A 16,088-nucleotide genomic window follows, 5' to 3' on the forward strand; every position below is an offset into this window, starting at 1 on the left:
ACTTTCACCCCAACTGAAACGGATAAACAGCACCAATTTTCAGCAGTTTCGTCAGCTCATCCAGGGCGGTTAACGATTCGTTCGCCAGCTGCGGGTCGGCCAGGTCATCCGCCGCCAGGCGGTCTCGGTAGTGGCGGCTGACCCAGGCGGTCAGATCCGCGTAAAGCTCATCGTTGAGCAGAACCCGCCCTGACAGGGCTGCCTGCTCGGTTTCTGACAGCGCCACGCGCAGGCGCAGGCAGGCGGGGCCGCCGCCGTTGCGCATGCTCTGTTTGACGTCCTTGACGATCACTTCGCCAATCGGGTTGTTGCCGGCCAGGATGAAATCCTGAAGGGTCCGCCATACCGCTTCGCGCTCCTGGCATTCACCGGGCACCACCAGGGTCATGCTGCCATCCGGGTTGGATAGCAGCTGGGAGTTGAACAGGTAGGAGGCGACCGCATCCTCCAGGCTCACCGCCGCTAACGGCACCCGTACCGGGATCAGCGGCGTGGACAGCTTGGCGCGCAGTTCCTCCAGAGTACCTTTCTCGTCCATAAAGGCCATTTCGTGGTACAGCAGCACCGGGCCGTTCCCTACGGCAATCACATCATTGTGAAAGACACCGGCATCGATGGCATCCGGGTGCTGCTGGGCAAACACCGTCTGTGCCGCACTTAAGCCGTGCTGGCGGGCGACGGCCTGGCTGGCTTCCAGGGTCTGGCGGGCCGGGTAGCGCTGAGGTTCCCGCTGGCCGCCAAAGGCCTGGCGGCCATACACAAACAGGTGCACGCCGGGCTCGCCGTAGTCGCTGCACAGGCGAGTGTGATTGGCGGCGCCTTCATCAGAAAAGGCCGGCGTGCCGGGCAGTGCCGGATGGTGGGCAAAGTGTGCGTCGGCGCGGAAAATCGCCTGCAGGACACGCCTTGTGGTGGGCGGCTCCAGAAAGCGATGAAAGCTCGACTGCAGGTTGGCCGGGGTAACATGCACCCGGCGATCCGGCGCATCCACGCTGGGCGTGACCGTAGCGGCGTTGGCCGTCCACATGCTCGACGCCGAACACACCGCGCGCAGCAGCTGAGGGGCCTCGCTGGCGGCGTGCCTGAGAATCTCGCCATCCGTGCCGCTGAACCCCAGCGCCCGCAGGGCACCAAGGTCGGGGCGCTGCTGAGGCGGCAACACCCCTTGCGCGTAGCCGGCATCCATCAGCGATTTCATCTTGGCCAGGCCCTGTAAGGCCCCTTCCCTGGGGTTGGAAACCCGACCACCATGGCTCATGGACGCCACGTTGCCATGGGCCAGCCCGGCATAATTGTGGGTCAGCCCCACCAGGCCATCGAAATTGACTTCACGTACTGTATTGATCATAACTTGATACCGGGAGGCAGTTTTTCCGGCATTTCCAGGCTGTCGGCTTCCATCGAGGCCACCGGATAGGCGCAGTAATCCGCGGCATAAAAGGCACTTGGCCGGTGGTTCCCGCTCTCGCCCACGCCCCCGAAAGGCGCCTCTCCTGAAGCGCCGGTGGTCTGGCGGTTCCAGTTGACGATGCCCGCGCGGATACGCAGCAGAAAATCCTCCCAGTCCGCCTGGTCGCCGCCGATCAGGCCTGCTGACAGGCCATAGCGGGTATCGTTGGCCAGACGCAGGGCCTCCTCCCAGTCGCGGTAGCGATAGACTTTCAGCAGAGGGCCGAAGTGTTCTTCATCCGGCACGTTCAGACCGGTGACATCAATCAGCGCCGGGCTGACCAGGCTGGTATTTTCCTCCAGACGCAGCATGCGGTTGATGATGGTGCCGCCGAGGTTTTCAAGCCTTTCCTGGGCTTTGAGCAGGCTGTCTGCCGCTGCCACGCTGACCTGGCCTGAGAAAAAGGGCTCAGGGTCAACGCTGAACTGTCCGGCCAGATGCAGCTCACCGATGGCCTCGGCCAGGGCATCAATCAGGTGATCCCCTACCTCGTCATCCGGCACGATCAGTCGTCGGGCGCAGGTGCAGCGCTGGCCGCCGGAGAGAAACGCCGATTGCAGTATGGCCAGCACGGCGGCCCGCTGATCGGGCACATCCTTGACCACCAGAGGGTTGTTGCCGCCCAGCTCGAGGGCCAGAATCTTGTCGAGCTGGCCGGCAAACTGCTTATGCAGGAGGCTGCCTACCGTGGCGCTGCCGGTAAACAGCAGGCCGTCGATATGCGCAGACGCCGCCAGCGCCTGACCAACGGCCACGCCGCCCTGCACCAGGTTGATTACCCCGGCCGGCAGGCCGGCCTCTCGCCAGCACTGCAGGGTCAGGTCCGCGGTGAGCGGGGTCTGCTCGCTGGGTTTGAACACCACGCAGTTGCCCGCCAGCAGCGCAGGCACCATGTGCCCATTGGGCAGGTGGCCCGGGAAGTTATAGGGCCCGAACACCGCCATGACCCCATGCGGCCGATGGCGAAGCACCGCCCGGGTATTGCCTGTTGCCCGCTCGCGCTCGCCGGTGCGCTCATGGTAGGCCTTGAGTGACAGGGCCACCTTGCCAATCATGGCGCCCACTTCTGTTCGCGCTTCCCACAGGGGTTTGCCGGTTTCGCTGGCAATCGCCACGGCCAGGGCTTCACGATGCGTTCCCAGCACCTCGGCAAAACGTTCAACCAGTGCCTGGCGCTCGGCAAAAGGTTGGCGCGCCCAACCGGGAAACGCCTGATGCGCGGCGGCAACGGCGGCGTCCACCTGCGTCGCTGAGGCACTGGGCCCTTGCCATAGATGGGTCGCGGATACCGGGTCATGCTTGCTCAGTTCAGCGGCCTCGCCGGTCACCCAGGCGCCATTGATCAACTGCTGTTGCTGGGGATTCATCGAGGGGGTGTGCATACCGTCTCCTAGGTTTCAAGCAAGCGCAGGCAATCCCCGCTGGCAACGCCGAGACGCTGCGCTTCTTCTTCGTTGAGGGTGATGACATCATCTTGTGGTGCCCGGCCGATCCAGCAGGCCGAAAAGTCTTGCATATCAGTCGTCGCGGCCAGCCAGCGGCTGACACTTTCCTCGCCCGCCGTGGCTGACACCTTGACGTTGTAACAGTGAGAATGGCGCACGGCACGCACATCGTCGATATAGGCTTCCACCGTCGGGCCGCCGTCGAAGATATCGATAAAGCCTTCCCAGCGCAGACCTTCCTTCTTGAGCATTTCCAGCGCCGGGCGGGTATCACGATGCACCTGACCAATACAGGCGCGCGCCTGTTCCGACATGAAGGTGGTGTAGATCGGGAACTTGGGCATCAGCTCGCCGATAAAGCTCTTCTGGCCCAGGCCTGTCAGACGGTCGGCCTCGTCAAAGTCCATCGGAAAGAAGTGCTTGCCCAGGCTTTCCCAGAAGGGGCTGCGGTTATTGTCATCAAACATGCCACGCATTTCCGCCAATACCTTGCCGGGGAACTGATCGCGGAACTGGGCGATGAACAGCCAACGCGCCTTGGAGAGCAGGGCGCCGTTACGCAGGTGCCGGTGGGCCTCACCGCGAAACTCCGGACGCAGGAACAGCGAACAGACTTCGGCATCACCGGTGTGGTCAGAGCTCAGAAAGAGCGTATCGATAGTGCGATGCAGGTCCAGTTGCACCGACGAATGCGCGAGAGTACCCAGGCGATAATGGTAGAACGGCACCTCGTGACCAATCTCACCTTCAATGGCACAGCAGCCGGCCAGTTCGCCGCTGGCGTCATCTTCCAGCACAAAAAAATACAGACGATCATTGCTGGGGGTGCGCTGTTCAAAGGCATTGACGGCCAGCTCTATCTTGCTGGCCAGAAACTCGCGGTTATCCGGCAGCGAGGTAAAGCCGACGCCTGCCTGCTGCGCAAGCACCTGTAGCCCATCCAGATCACCGCGGGCGATGGGTCGAATGCGCATTACATTTCTCCTTCATCGTGGGCATCGACGGCCGCCGCCAGGGACAGCGGTGCCGCCAGCACGGCGCGCCCTTCCTCCACGCCGAGATGCTCGGCATCTTCAGGCGAGAGCATCAGCTGGTCGGTCGGGGAAAGTGCATAGCGCGCAACCAGACAGCGGAACTCCCCCAGCTTCTGATTGGCAATCATGGCGGGTTCTGCATCCGGCAGGGTGTGCGCCGGGCGAATACGTACCGGGTGCCAGGCGGCACGTTGAATGCTTTCCAGGCGGTCACGCTCGGCTTTGACTATCGGCCCGGCGTCGAAAATATCCACATGCCGGGAGCGCACAAAGCCTTCCGCCAGCATTTCTGCCAGGGCGTCCTCGTGGGCGGGGTGCTCGCGCCCTATCGCGGCCCTTGCCTGGGGCGTCAGCAGCGGCAGATACAGCGGGAACTGCGGCATTACCTCGGCAATAAAGCTTTTCGAGCGCACCCCGGCAATGTGGTTCATTTCCTGATAGCCACGGGCAAAAAAGTGCCGCCCGACGCTTTCCCAGAAAGGCGACTGATGGTCGGCATCCAGGTAGCCGGGGAAGGCCACCGCCAGGATGCGTGAAAAACGCTCCGGATACTGGGCAATGAACATCAGGCGCGCGCGGCGTAGCAGACTTTCAGCGGTGGTGCCCTGGTAGCGCGGATCCAGCGACATGGCGCACAGCAGGGTGGCATCCGAGGCTTCATGAGACAGTGAGAGCGTCTGCACTTCTCGGCGCACGTTCAACTGCTGGGAGGCGTGGATCAGGGTTTCCTGCCGGTAGGTGTAATACGCCTCTGCGGCCCCTGCCTGGGCGCGAATGGTCGCCGTGCCCAGCACCTCTCCCGGGGTGCCTGTTGCTGCCATCCCTGGCGTTTGTTCATTACTCTTTTTTTCAACAACCTGCTTTTCAATAACCTGCTTTTCAATCACAAAGGTGTAGTGCTGGTCGCCGGGAAACTCAACGTCCTGACTGAAGGCAGCCTCTGAACGGGCAATCCGTTCTTCCAGGCGCTCACGACTGGCAGGCAGATTGGTCAGCCGGGGCCTGGCCTGCTCGGCAAGCGCCAACAGGGCATCCAGGTCGCCGGAACATACCGGTCGGATGATCAACATCCCGTTCTCCTCAGCCCTTGGCTACCAGGCGCTTGATGGCGCGCTCAAGGCCAGCCATGCCTTCTTCGATGTCTGCTTCCGGGATCACCAGTGATGGCGCCATGCGCAGCACGTTGGGGCCGGCAATCAGCGCCATGACGCCCTCTTCAATCGCCAGAGGCAGGATGTCCTTGGCGCGATCATGATAATCAGGCGACATTTCCGCGCCCATCAGCATGCCCATGCCGCGAATTTCCTTGAACACACCGTACTTGTGATTGATGACCTCGAGGTGCTCGCGAAACAGCGCATGGCGCTTTTTCACGCCGTCGAGCACTTCGGGCGTGTCGATAAACTCCACGGCTGCCAGGGCCACGGCAGAGGCCAGGGCGTTACCGCCATAGGTAGACCCATGGGTGCCAATGGCCAGCGATTTGGCAATGACCTCAGTGGTCAGCATGGCGCCTACCGGGAAGCCACCGCCCAGGGACTTGGCACTGGTCAGAATGTCCGGGGTAATGCCAAAATTCTTGTAGGCATAGAGTTCGCCGCTGCGGCCGACCCCTGTCTGCACTTCATCAAAGATCAGCAGGGCGTCGTTTGCATCACACAGATCCCGCAGGCCCTGGAGGAAGGCCTGGGTCGCCGGGACAATGCCGCCCTCGCCCTGCATGGGCTCTACCATGATGGCGCAGGTATCCTCGCCCATCAGCTGGCGCACGCTGTCGAGGTCGTTGAAGGTGGCATGCAGAATCCCACCCGGTACCGGGCCGAAGCCCTGGGAATATTTGGGTTGGCCACCCACGCTGACGGTAAAGAAGGTGCGGCCATGAAAAGACTGGGTAAAGGAAATAATCTTGTCTTTGTGCTCACCGAAATGATCCACCGCATAGCGCCGCGCCAGCTTGAGCGCCGCTTCATTGGCTTCGCCACCGGACGAACACAGGTAGACCTTGTCCGCGAAGGTACGCTTGACCAGGGCCTCTGCCAGTTTGAGCGCCGGCTCATTGGTGAAGACGTTGGAGAGGTGCCAGAGCTTTTCGCTTTGCTCCTTGATTGCCTTCACCAACACCGGATGACAGTGGCCCAGGGAGTTGACCGCGATGCCTCCGGCAAAATCAATAAACTCGCGCCCCTGCTGATCCCACAGGCGACTGCCCTCACCGCGCACCGGAATCACCTGCTGGGGCGCATAGTTGGGGGCCATGTAGTGATCAAAATCCTGGCGCGTCGGGGTCGTAATCATGAATCCTACCTCCGGAAAAGCGATGAGCCGTGGACAACCTATCCATCCTGGCACGGTGTTAGATAACGATCTTTGCATCTCTGAGCACTGATTGGCAGCGCATCGAGCAACCATAAATGAATGCGATGATAGCGAATTGAATGACATCCAGTATACGGTGACGCAAGGGTACTTCGCTTACAGGGATGGGACAGCGAATTATCAAAAACGCTGTTCCCGCTTAGACCAGACGCTCTTCGCGCGGCGTCAGACCAAAGTGATTGCGGTAGGCCGTGGAAAAGTGCGCGCCGGAGGAAAACCCGGTGCTCAGGGCAATATCGCCAACCGGGCTATCGCTTTCGCGCAGCTGCCTGCGCGCTTCAGTCAATCGCAGGTCCAGATAATAGCGGCTGGGAACCGACTGCACGTATTTCTTGAACAGGCGCTCCAGCTGACGCCGTGAAATTCCCAGGTGTTCTGCCAGCTCCAGCGTCGATAGCGGTTCTTCGATATTGGCTTCCATCAGGGTCACCGCATCAATCAGGCTTTGTGGCGCATGGCCCAGACGGTTTTTCAGCGGTACGTGCTGGCGCTCATCTGCCAGGCGTATCCGATCGCATACAAAGTGTTCCGAAACCTGCTCAGCCAGGCGGGCACCGTGGTGGCTGGCGATCAGCGTCAGCATCATGTCCATGGCTGCCGTACCGCCGCCACAGGTGACCCGATCGCGATCCATCTCGAACAGTTGCCGTGAAAGCGCTACCTGAGGATAGGCCTGGCGAAAGGTCTCAAAGCGCTGCCAGGGCAAGGTGGCCCGGTAGTTTTCCAATAACCCACAGCGCGCCAGCACTTCAGTACCCCCAGCCAACCCGCCCAGGCAGGCCTTGCGGCCCTGCTGCTCGCGCAACCATTCGTTGAGCCGCGGCGGCAAGGCATAGGGCAAGGGCGCGGGGGCGCATACCAGCACCATATCCAGCGGCCCATGCGGCTCGCCCAGGGCATGCTGGGTATTGAGCGACAGCTCGGCACCACTGCGCACAGGCGACTCACTGAGACCGATGGTAATGGTCTGATAGAGCAGCTGGCCACTGAGCTGGTTGGCCACCTGCAGGGGTTCCAGGGCGCAGGCGTGTGCCAGCAGTGAAAAGCCGGGTAACAGCACAAAGGCCACTCGCCGTCGGTGGAACGGCTGGGCGCTTTCCGTCACGCTTTCAGGCATGGGCATTCACGTTGTTGATCCATTCAGGGGCAGGCTCCATAGCATGCCTTCATGTATTGCCATGCCCTTGAGATAGAAGCAAGTCGCGTCTCTCCTTGGCGAAAAAACAAGGCCCCAGGATGTAAAAAGCCGGGCTGGCACCCGGCAATTGTCCTCGTCCCGCGTGTGTCAGTTTGCGCCGGAAAAGAACCAGACGGCGAGTATCGCAATCACTCCAACAATCACCGCTATCAGCGCCCAGGGGAGCTTGCCGGGTGACTTTTGCGCCTCAGGCTGGCGGTGGGGTTCGGATATTTCAAACGTTTCGGGTTTACGCCGTTCCAGAATATCCTCTTCAGGTTCTTTTGAGGTCTGGTTGTCTCGGGTATTCATAAAACCCTCCTTGATGAACGACAGCAACATTTGCGGGCCGCTGATTGGCGTCCCGAAATATGGCCCTACAGGTTGATGACATCAAACTCGGCGACAGGGTTCACATCTGCCTCATAATCCACGTCGTCGCGCTCAAAGCCGAACAGCTTGAGAAACTCATGTTTGTAGCCGGCGTAATCGGTGATCTCGAAAAGGTTGTCGGTGGTGACCTGAGGCCACAGGTCCTTACAGGCCTGCTGGACGTCCTCACGCAGTTCCCAGTCGTCCAGGCGAACACGGCCCTGATCATCGGTGCTGTGGTCATCGCCGTAGAGCTTGTCAGCAAACAGGCGGTTAAGCTGATCAATGGTGCCCTCGTGCAGGCCCTTTTCCTTCATGATGCGGTAGACCATGGCGATATACAACGGCATCACCGGAATGGCGGCACTGGCCTGGGTGACCACCGACTTGAGCACGGCCACATTGGCGCTGCCGCCGCTCTGACTGAGCTTGTCATCGATGGCGCTCGCCGCCCGATCGAGATCTTCCTTGGCCTTACCCAGGGCGCCATGCCAGTAGATTGGCCAGGTAGTTTCGGTGCCGATGTAGCTGAAGGCCACGCTGCGCGCGCCTTCGGCCAGCACGCCCGCCTTGTCCAGGGCGTCCATCCACAGTTCCCAGTCCTCGCCGCCCATCACCATGATGGTGTCATCGATTTCCTGCTGGGTCGCCGGCTCCACTTCGGCCTCGATGATGGCATCCTTGTTGGTATCAATGGCAGTTGCACGATAGGTCTCGCCAATCGGCTTGAGGCTCGAGCGCTTGAGCTCGCCGCTGTCTGGCAGCTTGCGTACCGGCGACGCCAGCGAGTAGACCACCAGATCCACTTCTCCCATGTCCTGCTTGATCAGCTCGATGGCTTTTTCCCGGGCTTCGTGGGAAAACGCATCGCCATTGATCGACTTGCTGTAAAGCCCTTCCTGCTTGGCAAACTTGTCAAAAGCGGCAGAGTTATACCAGCCCGCCGTACCGGTGCGCTTTTCAGTGCCTGGCTTTTCGAAAAAGACCCCCAGGGTGTCAGCGCCGTAGCCAAAGGCTGCTGTGATCCGCGCCGCCAGGCCATAGCCGCTGGAAGCCCCGATCACCAGCACCTTTTTGGGGCCATTGGTTTTATCCAGCCCGCGGGCGCGGGTCGCTTCAATCTGTTCACGTATGTTCTGTTCGCAGCCAACAGGGTGGGTGGTGGTGCAGATAAAACCGCGTACCTTGGGTTTGATAATCACATTGAGCCTCGCTGTGTTGGGTCACTGTCATGCGCAGTTGCGCTAATTGTGTCGGCAATTCTAACTGGCTGCAGGCGTTATGTCCGCCCCCTTGTACCGGCCAGTGCCGTCCCACGGCACTGGCGCTTGAGAATGGCTGAGGTTCAAGGCAGGATAGCAGGCTGAATCAGGGTCTGAGGGCATGAGTCTATGAACGCACAGCAATTGGTCGATGAGCGCGGTGACTTATGGTTGGCGTTGGCGCCATTATGGCTCGATCGTGAGCCAGGTGAGCGGGATTATGCGCGCATGATCGAGGTTATCGAACGCTACGAGTTGAGCCTGAAGGAACTGGAATGGGTGTTTCGCCTGGAGCTGGCGCCGGTGATGTCGCGTTACCAGCTATCGGTCGCCAGCGAGTGGCGCAAATTTGATGACTACCAGCTGATGAAACGCCTGGTACACCATAACCTGCGCCTGACCGGCTGGCGGCGTAAACGCTGGATGCTGTTTTCAGGCCTGACCACCATGATGACCCGTCATCGCATCAACGAGCTGATGAACCGCCTGATGGTACATCGCGGCCAGCTGCCTTCGTGACCCGCACGGTCAGGCCTGGTTTGCTATGGCCGGGCTAGCTTCTCTTGAAGGCACGTAGATCCTGAGGGTCAAAGCGGGTGACGTCTTCCGGCAACCCCAGCTCTTCACGCTTGAGCTTGACCTCAAGCTTTTCTGCCAGGCGCTCGGCGTCGTCATCCGGGGTACGGCCGTTGAGTTCGGCCAGTTGCTGCATGCCCTGGTGATAGAAGGTCAGGATATCCAGGGCAACGCGATTGTCGGCGTTGGCTTCCCGACGCAGGGTGGACAGGTAGCCACTGATCTGGCCCAGATGATGCTTGAGCTGCCAGACGTAGCGGACTTCATTCATCCAGGGTCTATCCTTCAAGGCGGCAAACAGGGCGCTGGTGGCCAGAAGACCCAAAAGAACCCCCAGGGCGTTCAGCCAGAAGCTACTGCCAAAGGTGGTGGTCAGCAGCATGGCAAACAGCATACCGAAAACAATCAGCTGGCCGGCCATGGCCACACTGATCATGCGCGCCTTGCGGCGGTACACCTCAGGTTCGTACGCTTCCAGTTGAAATACTCCCGCCATGGACGACCTCTTATCCTTCGTTGAATAACGCGTTAACCGTTATTTTACCGGCCCTTGTCCGCTGGGCAAGGGCCGTGCGTCTTGTGCCTGGTGTTCAGTTGGCGCCTGCCAGCCGTTCAGCGGCCGTCTTAAGCAGGTGTTCTGTGGTTTCCCACCCGATGCAGGCATCGGTAACCGATACACCGTAGCGAAGGGCCCCGGGCTTGAGGGGCTGCTTGCCTTCATGCAGATGGCTTTCCAGCATCAGTGCCGCAATATCGGTATTGCCGTCGCCACGCTGTGCCAGGGCATCCAGCATGACCTCACTCTGGCGGCGGTGATCCTTGCGGGCGTTGGCGTGGCTGCAATCAATCATCAGGCGCGGGTTCTGGCCTGCTTCGCGCAGCGCTTTGCTGGCGGCGTTAACGTGGCGTGCCTGGTAGTTGGGCTCGCCGTGGCCACCGCGCAGCACCAGCTGGGTATGCGGATTGCCGGGGCTTTGCTGCATCACCGGTTGGCCATTGGCATCCAGCGCAAAGCGCTGATGGGGATGAGCGGCGGCGTTCATGGCATCAATGGCCACCTGTATATCGCCGTTGGTGGCATTCTTGAAGCCCACGGCTGCCGACAGATCGCTGGCCAATTCGCGGTGCAGCTGGGATTCCGTGGTGCGGGCACCAATCGCGACCCAGCTGAGCAGGTCATCCAGGTACGGCGCCAGCATGGGCTGCAGCAGTTCAGTGGCGATTGGCAGGCCACACTGGGCAACGCGGCGCATCAGTTCGCGGGACAGCTCAAGCCCGGTGGGCATGTCGCCACTGCCATCCAGCGCGGGGTCGTAGGCCAGGCCTTTCCAGCCAACCGTGGTGCGCGGTTTTTCCACGTAGACGCGCATGACCGGCAAAATCTGGTCGCTGACCTCTTCACTCAACCGGGCCAGACGCTCGGCGTATTCCAGCGTGGCTTCCGGGTCGTGTACCGAGCAGGGGCCTACTACCACCAGCAGGCGCGAATCCTCGCCGCTGAGAATGCGGTGGATCGCCTGACGCTGTTGGTGGATCTGCTGTTCAAGCCCAGCCTCCACGGCAAGCGATTGGCGCAGTGCCGCAGGCGTTGGCAAAGGAAGACGGGATGGATCACCGTCTGACGGCAGGGTCGTAGCCGCTGTAGCTGTAGAAGAAAGTGAGGCGTGACGCTTCGGCAAGCGGGAAACAGGGGCATTCATGGTTAACTCTCCAACAGTAAAGGACATCGTGATACCGGATTGCCACCTGCTTGAACGCGACCGGAGGTGGCAGCTGTGACCCGTCGCGCGGCGCTAAATCGCCAGCCATATCCATAGCCGATATAGGGGATGGCGATAGCATTGAAATGGGCGCGAACGGTCATGGTGCTGCTCCTCCGAAAAGTCTGGTTTTCAACATCTTGCACTATGTATCTTACACATTTTTCACAACATCAAACAAAAGTCCTGACAAACAGAAGCCCCGGCTGGGGTTACCAGCCGGGGCTTTATCATGGCAGGCAACCCTTGGGGTGTGCCCGTCGGCGCGACGTCAGCCGTCGGCCTGAGGCACCGCGTGGCTAAACCAATAACCATAACGCGCCGGGCTGGCTGATAAGAACCACAGACGTTCAATGCTGAAAATTTTCATCCTGAATGCCTCTGTGCACGTTACAGGGTTGGCGACGCGGGTGCCGAACAGGCGGATCAGCCGGCAAACAGCTGAAACCAGCCGATGGTGGCCGGCAGCGCGCTCATGCTGATCAGCACCACCAGGCCTGCAATTATCGCCAGCACGCCAGAGTTATCTTTAAAGTTTTCGTCATCATGATGGGCCATGAGTAAAGCTCTCTTTAATGGAAGATGGTTTCAGAAGGAATATAATGACACCATATTAACCGATCATTATCCCGACGACGAGTGTAATACCGCGCGTACCAGACGTTTTGACGGTGCGGGCTCATCGATCAGCGCGGCGCGTAAGCAAACACATCCGAAAACAGGCGCGACTGATCCAGCCCCTGGGGCGCGAGCGCATCAATGCTGGCATACACCATACCCGGCGAGCCGGAGAGGTAAATATCGTAATCCTGCGGCGACAGATCAGCATTGGCAAGCACCTGATCAATACGCCCCTGGTGATGATGGATACGCTCGCTGGACGTCATCCCTTCCTGCAGCGGCATTTCGGTCACGGCGTGAAAGTGGATATTGTCATGTTCCAGCGCCCACTGGCAGGCCAGGGGTTCCAGGTAAAGATCACGGTGTTCACGAGCGGCCCACCACAGCGAGATTTCACGTTCGGGCTGATGCTCCAGTACCGCCTCGATGATCGCCTTCATTTGTGAAAACCCGGTGCCTGCGGCTACCAGCAAAAGCGGCCGCTGGCTATCCGGGTCAAGCACACAGTCACCGCCAGGCAGACGGATCGTCAGCTGGTTGGCGACCTGTAGCAGCTCGCGCAGGCGAGCAGAGTTATCGCGTTCCGGCCAGTGCTGGATATGCAGTTCAAGCCTGCCGTCGCCGCGCTCTGCGCTGGCGATCGAGAACGGCACCCAGGTCTGCTCATCCAGGCCCAGCTCAAGATACTGGCCGGGGGCATGACGCATGGCTTCTGCCCGGCCTTGCAAGGTGACGCCAAACACGTCCGGGTTGAGGTCTTCTACTTCGGTGACCTGGCAGGTCAAGGTTTTTGCGCTCATCAAAGCCTCTTGTTGTTACGGTCAGGGAGTGCGGTCAATTTATTCGCTTCCTTTGCGGGCGTCCGGCAGTGGAATGCCAATCCCGAAGCTTTCCCAGCGCTCATCCACCCGGGTTTTGACCTCTTCATCCATGGTGATGGGCTGGCCCCACTCACGGTCGGTTTCACCCGGCCACTTGTTGGTGGCATCCCAGCCCATCTTGGAACCCAGGCCCGCCACTGGAGAAGCAAAATCCAGATAGTCGATTGGCGTATTTTCCACCGTCACCGTATCCCTTGCGGGGTCCATACGGGTCGTCATCGCCCAGATCACATCCTCCCATTTACGAGCATCGACGTCATCATCGAGGACAATCACAAACTTGGTGTACATGAACTGGCGCAGAAAGCTCCACACGCCCATCATCACGCGCTTGGCGTGGCCAGGGTACTGCTTCTTCATGGTCACCACCGCCATGCGATAGGAACAGCCTTCCGGCGGCAGGTAAAAATCAACGATCTCCGGGAACTGCTTGCGCAGGATCGGCACAAAGACTTCATTGAGAGCCACGCCGAGAATCGCCGGTTCATCCGGCGGGCGGCCGGTATAGGTGGAATGGTAGATGGCATCACGACGCATGGTCATGCGGGTGACGGTAAACACCGGGAAGTGGCTGACTTCGTTGTAGTAGCCGGTATGATCGCCAAAGGGCCCTTCGGGTGCCATGTCATCCGGATAGATGAAGCCTTCCAGAATGATTTCCGCCGAGGCAGGCACTTCAAGCTCGGCGTGACCACACTTGACCAGCTCGGTGCGTGAACCACGCAGCAGGCCGGCAAAGGCGTATTCGGACAGGGTATCCGGCACCGGGGTCACGGCGCCCAGAATGGTGGCTGGATCAGCGCCCAGGGCAACCGCCACCGGGAAGGGCTCGCCGGGGTGGGCTTTCTGGAACTCCTGGAAATCCAGCGCGCCGCCACGATGGGAAAGCCATCGCATGATCAGACGGTTACGGCCAATTTTCTGCTGCCGGTAGATGCCCAGGTTCTGACGTTTCTTGTGCGGCCCCTTGGTGACCACCAGTGCCCAGGTCACTAGTGGTGCGGCATCCCCCGGCCAGCAGTGCTGGATCGGCAGGTGATCCAGGTTGACGTCGTCACCGGCGTAGACCACCTCCTGCACCGGTGCCCGCCGGACGACCTTGGGGCCCATGCTCAACACCTGCTTGAAGATGGGCAGTTTCGACCAGGCATCCTTGAAGCCCTTGGGTGGATCAGGCTCCTTGAGAAAGGCCAGCAGCTTGCCCACTTCCTGGAGGGCTTCCACCGAGTCTTCCCCCATGCCCAGCGCCACCCGCTTGGGGGTGCCAAACAGATTGCCCAATAGCGGCATGCTGTGACCCTTGACGTTTTCAAACAATAACGCCGGGCCACCGGCACGCAGGGTGCGGTCACAGATTTCGGTCACTTCCAGATAGGGGTCAACTTCCACGCTGATACGCTTGAGCTCTCCCCTTTCTTCCAGCGCAGCGATGAATTCACGCAGATCGTGGTATTTCAAGGCAGACTCCCGCAGCTAATGCCCCGCTCAAAGGGACGACAGACAATACTTTTCCAGCCGGAAGCTGAAAAACCCGGCTAGCGACGCTTCATGGCTTCAAAGAATTCCAGGTTGGTCTTGGTATCCTTGAGGCGATCAATCAGAAACTCGGTGGCAGCCACATCCTCCATGGGATTGAGCAGCTTGCGCAGGATCCACATGCGTTGCATTTCGTCTTCGGTGGCAATCAGGTCTTCACGGCGCGTACCGCTGCGGCGAATATTGATCGCCGGGAAAACGCGTTTTTCTGCCAGCTTGCGATCCAGATGGGCTTCCATGTTGCCGGTGCCCTTGAACTCCTCGAAGATGACTTCATCCATCTTGGAGCCAGTGTCTACCAGGGCCGTGGCAATAATCGTCAGGCTACCGCCTTCTTCGATATTACGGGCGGCACCAAAGAAGCGCTTGGGTTTTTCCAGCGCATGGGCATCGACACCGCCGGTCAACACCTTGCCGGAACTGGGCACTACCGTGTTATAGGCACGCGCCAGACGGGTGATGGAATCCAGCAGGATGACCACATCCTTCTTGTGCTCAACCAGCCGCTTGGCTTTTTCGATCACCATCTCGGCGACCTGAACGTGACGCGCCGGGGGTTCATCAAAGGTAGACGCCACGACTTCACCGCGCACGGTGCGCGACATCTCGGTGACTTCCTCCGGGCGTTCATCGATCAGTAGCACAATCAGGTGACATTCCGGATTATTGCGCGTAATGGAGGTGGCAATATTCTGCAGCATCAACGTCTTGCCTGCCTTGGGCGGCGATACCAGAAGCCCCCGCTGGCCCTTACCGATCGGGGCGGCCAGGTCAATAATCCGGGCTGTCAGATCTTCCGTCGAGCCATTGCCGATTTCCATATGCATGCGCTGATCGGGAAACAGCGGCGTCAGGTTCTCGAAGAGTATCTTGTGCTTGGCGTTCTCAGGGCGGTCAAAGTTGATCTGACTGACCTTGAGCAAGGCAAAATAACGCTCGCCTTCCTTCGGCGGTCGTATCTTGCCGGCAATGGAATCGCCTTTGCGCAGGTTGAAACGGCGGATTTGTGAAGGCGAGACATAAATGTCGTCTGGCCCAGCGAGATAGGAACTGTCCGCGCTGCGCAGGAAGCCGAAGCCATCCTGGAGAATTTCCAGCACACCGTCGCCATAGATATCCTCGCCACTTTTGGCGTGTTTCTTGAGGATGGCGAAAATGATGTCCTGCTTGCGCGAACGAGCGAGGTTATCGATGCCCATTTCGCGGGCAAGGTCGAGTAACTCGGGGACGGATTTTTGCTTGAGTTCAGTGAGATTCATCGGTGTGTTTAAACGTTGCTCATGAAAGCTGGGCGCCAGGCGCCGGGAATAAGAAAGGAGGCATGGTAACAGCGCTTACAAAGACGCTGTAAGGTGCGTTCAGACCCCGGTAGGCATACGCTCTGGAAAGTGCAGTGCTGAACCCGGATACCCTGTTCAACTGGTGAGCGCAATCGCTTGTGGTCTGGCCTTTAAGTGATTCCAGAAACTGTTCGGTGCCTGTCGACTGCCTGTCCGTTGATCACGATGCAGAACAGGAAGCGAAGAGAACCGGAAAGAGCAAGACCAGCGGGCGATCTGACGACTTGGACGTTGAGATGGCTTCATACATGAGTTGCT

General features: G+C 59.7%; 15 protein-coding genes. 1 reads left to right on the top strand and 14 read right to left on the bottom strand.

All coding sequences use genetic code 11. From position 1 onward, the window contains the following. Positions 1–4: 4 nt before the first annotated feature. The 8 genes from astB to fabV form a co-directional block, all read right to left on the bottom strand. Positions 5–1,348: an N-succinylarginine dihydrolase gene (gene astB, locus LL947_RS10145; RefSeq protein WP_499833118.1), complete on the bottom strand. Its 1,344-nt coding sequence runs from the start codon at positions 1,346–1,348 to the stop codon at positions 5–7. Further along, the gene (astD, locus tag LL947_RS10150; protein WP_499834411.1) at positions 1,345–2,817 is read right to left on the bottom strand and encodes a succinylglutamate-semialdehyde dehydrogenase; all 1,473 of its coding nucleotides are present in this window, start codon (positions 2,815–2,817) and stop codon (positions 1,345–1,347) included. Before astD ends, astB begins: the two co-directional genes overlap by 4 nt. Before the next feature lie 23 nt (positions 2,818–2,840). Beyond that, positions 2,841–3,869 carry an arginine N-succinyltransferase gene (gene astA, locus LL947_RS10155; protein ID WP_499833120.1) on the bottom strand — a complete coding sequence of 343 codons (1,029 nt, stop codon included), beginning with the start codon at positions 3,867–3,869 and terminating at the stop codon, positions 2,841–2,843. Continuing rightward, complete coding sequence (locus LL947_RS10160) at positions 3,869–4,999, bottom strand: arginine N-succinyltransferase (RefSeq protein WP_290821065.1); 1,131 nt, start codon at positions 4,997–4,999, stop codon at positions 3,869–3,871. The genes astA and LL947_RS10160 overlap by 1 nt, the downstream gene beginning before the upstream one ends. 10 nt (positions 5,000–5,009) lie before the next feature. Then, positions 5,010–6,224, bottom strand: a complete 1,215-nt coding sequence (locus LL947_RS10165; protein WP_499833121.1) for an aspartate aminotransferase family protein — start codon at positions 6,222–6,224, stop codon at positions 5,010–5,012. Positions 6,225–6,444: 220 nt separating this feature from the next. After that, entirely contained in the window at positions 6,445–7,422 is a 978-nt protein-coding gene (locus LL947_RS10170) for a GlxA family transcriptional regulator (RefSeq protein ID WP_499834412.1), read from the bottom strand. Positions 7,423–7,590: 168 nt separating this feature from the next. Beyond that, the gene (locus LL947_RS10175) at positions 7,591–7,794 is read right to left on the bottom strand and encodes a hypothetical protein (RefSeq protein WP_404413694.1); all 204 of its coding nucleotides are present in this window, start codon (positions 7,792–7,794) and stop codon (positions 7,591–7,593) included. Positions 7,795–7,859: 65 nt separating this feature from the next. Beyond that, positions 7,860–9,056, bottom strand: a complete 1,197-nt coding sequence (gene fabV / locus LL947_RS10180; protein ID WP_499833122.1) for an enoyl-ACP reductase FabV — start codon at positions 9,054–9,056, stop codon at positions 7,860–7,862. A 189-nt stretch (positions 9,057–9,245) separates the two neighbouring features. Between fabV and LL947_RS10185 the strand changes: the two genes are divergently transcribed. Next, on the top strand, positions 9,246–9,635 hold the full coding sequence (locus LL947_RS10185; protein ID WP_290821071.1) for a DUF7079 family protein: 390 nt from the start codon (positions 9,246–9,248) through the stop codon (positions 9,633–9,635). A gap of 34 nt (positions 9,636–9,669) precedes the next feature. On the opposite strand, the gene LL947_RS10190 is transcribed toward LL947_RS10185, so the two are convergent. The 6 genes from LL947_RS10190 to rho form a co-directional block, all read right to left on the bottom strand. Then, a complete protein-coding gene (locus LL947_RS10190) occupies positions 9,670–10,188 on the bottom strand; it encodes a DUF3087 family protein (RefSeq protein ID WP_499833123.1) in 519 nt (172 codons plus the stop codon). A gap of 94 nt (positions 10,189–10,282) precedes the next feature. Next, entirely contained in the window at positions 10,283–11,392 is a 1,110-nt protein-coding gene (locus tag LL947_RS10195; protein ID WP_499833124.1) for a 3-deoxy-7-phosphoheptulonate synthase, read from the bottom strand. A 486-nt stretch (positions 11,393–11,878) separates the two neighbouring features. Continuing rightward, positions 11,879–12,010 carry a hypothetical protein gene (locus LL947_RS10200; RefSeq protein ID WP_290821077.1) on the bottom strand — a complete coding sequence of 44 codons (132 nt, stop codon included), beginning with the start codon at positions 12,008–12,010 and terminating at the stop codon, positions 11,879–11,881. 128 nt (positions 12,011–12,138) lie between these two features. Continuing rightward, positions 12,139–12,873 carry an NAD(P)H-flavin reductase gene (locus tag LL947_RS10205; RefSeq protein ID WP_290821078.1) on the bottom strand — a complete coding sequence of 245 codons (735 nt, stop codon included), beginning with the start codon at positions 12,871–12,873 and terminating at the stop codon, positions 12,139–12,141. Between the two features lie 39 nt (positions 12,874–12,912). Continuing rightward, complete coding sequence (gene ubiD, locus LL947_RS10210) at positions 12,913–14,412, bottom strand: 4-hydroxy-3-polyprenylbenzoate decarboxylase (RefSeq protein ID WP_404413703.1); 1,500 nt, start codon at positions 14,410–14,412, stop codon at positions 12,913–12,915. A gap of 77 nt (positions 14,413–14,489) precedes the next feature. After that, complete coding sequence (gene rho, locus LL947_RS10215; RefSeq protein ID WP_290821081.1) at positions 14,490–15,749, bottom strand: transcription termination factor Rho; 1,260 nt, start codon at positions 15,747–15,749, stop codon at positions 14,490–14,492. Positions 15,750–16,088 lie beyond the last annotated feature (339 nt).

It is taken from the genome of Halomonas sp. BLK-85 (assembly GCF_044792155.1).
GTDB lineage: Bacteria > Pseudomonadota > Gammaproteobacteria > Pseudomonadales > Halomonadaceae > Vreelandella.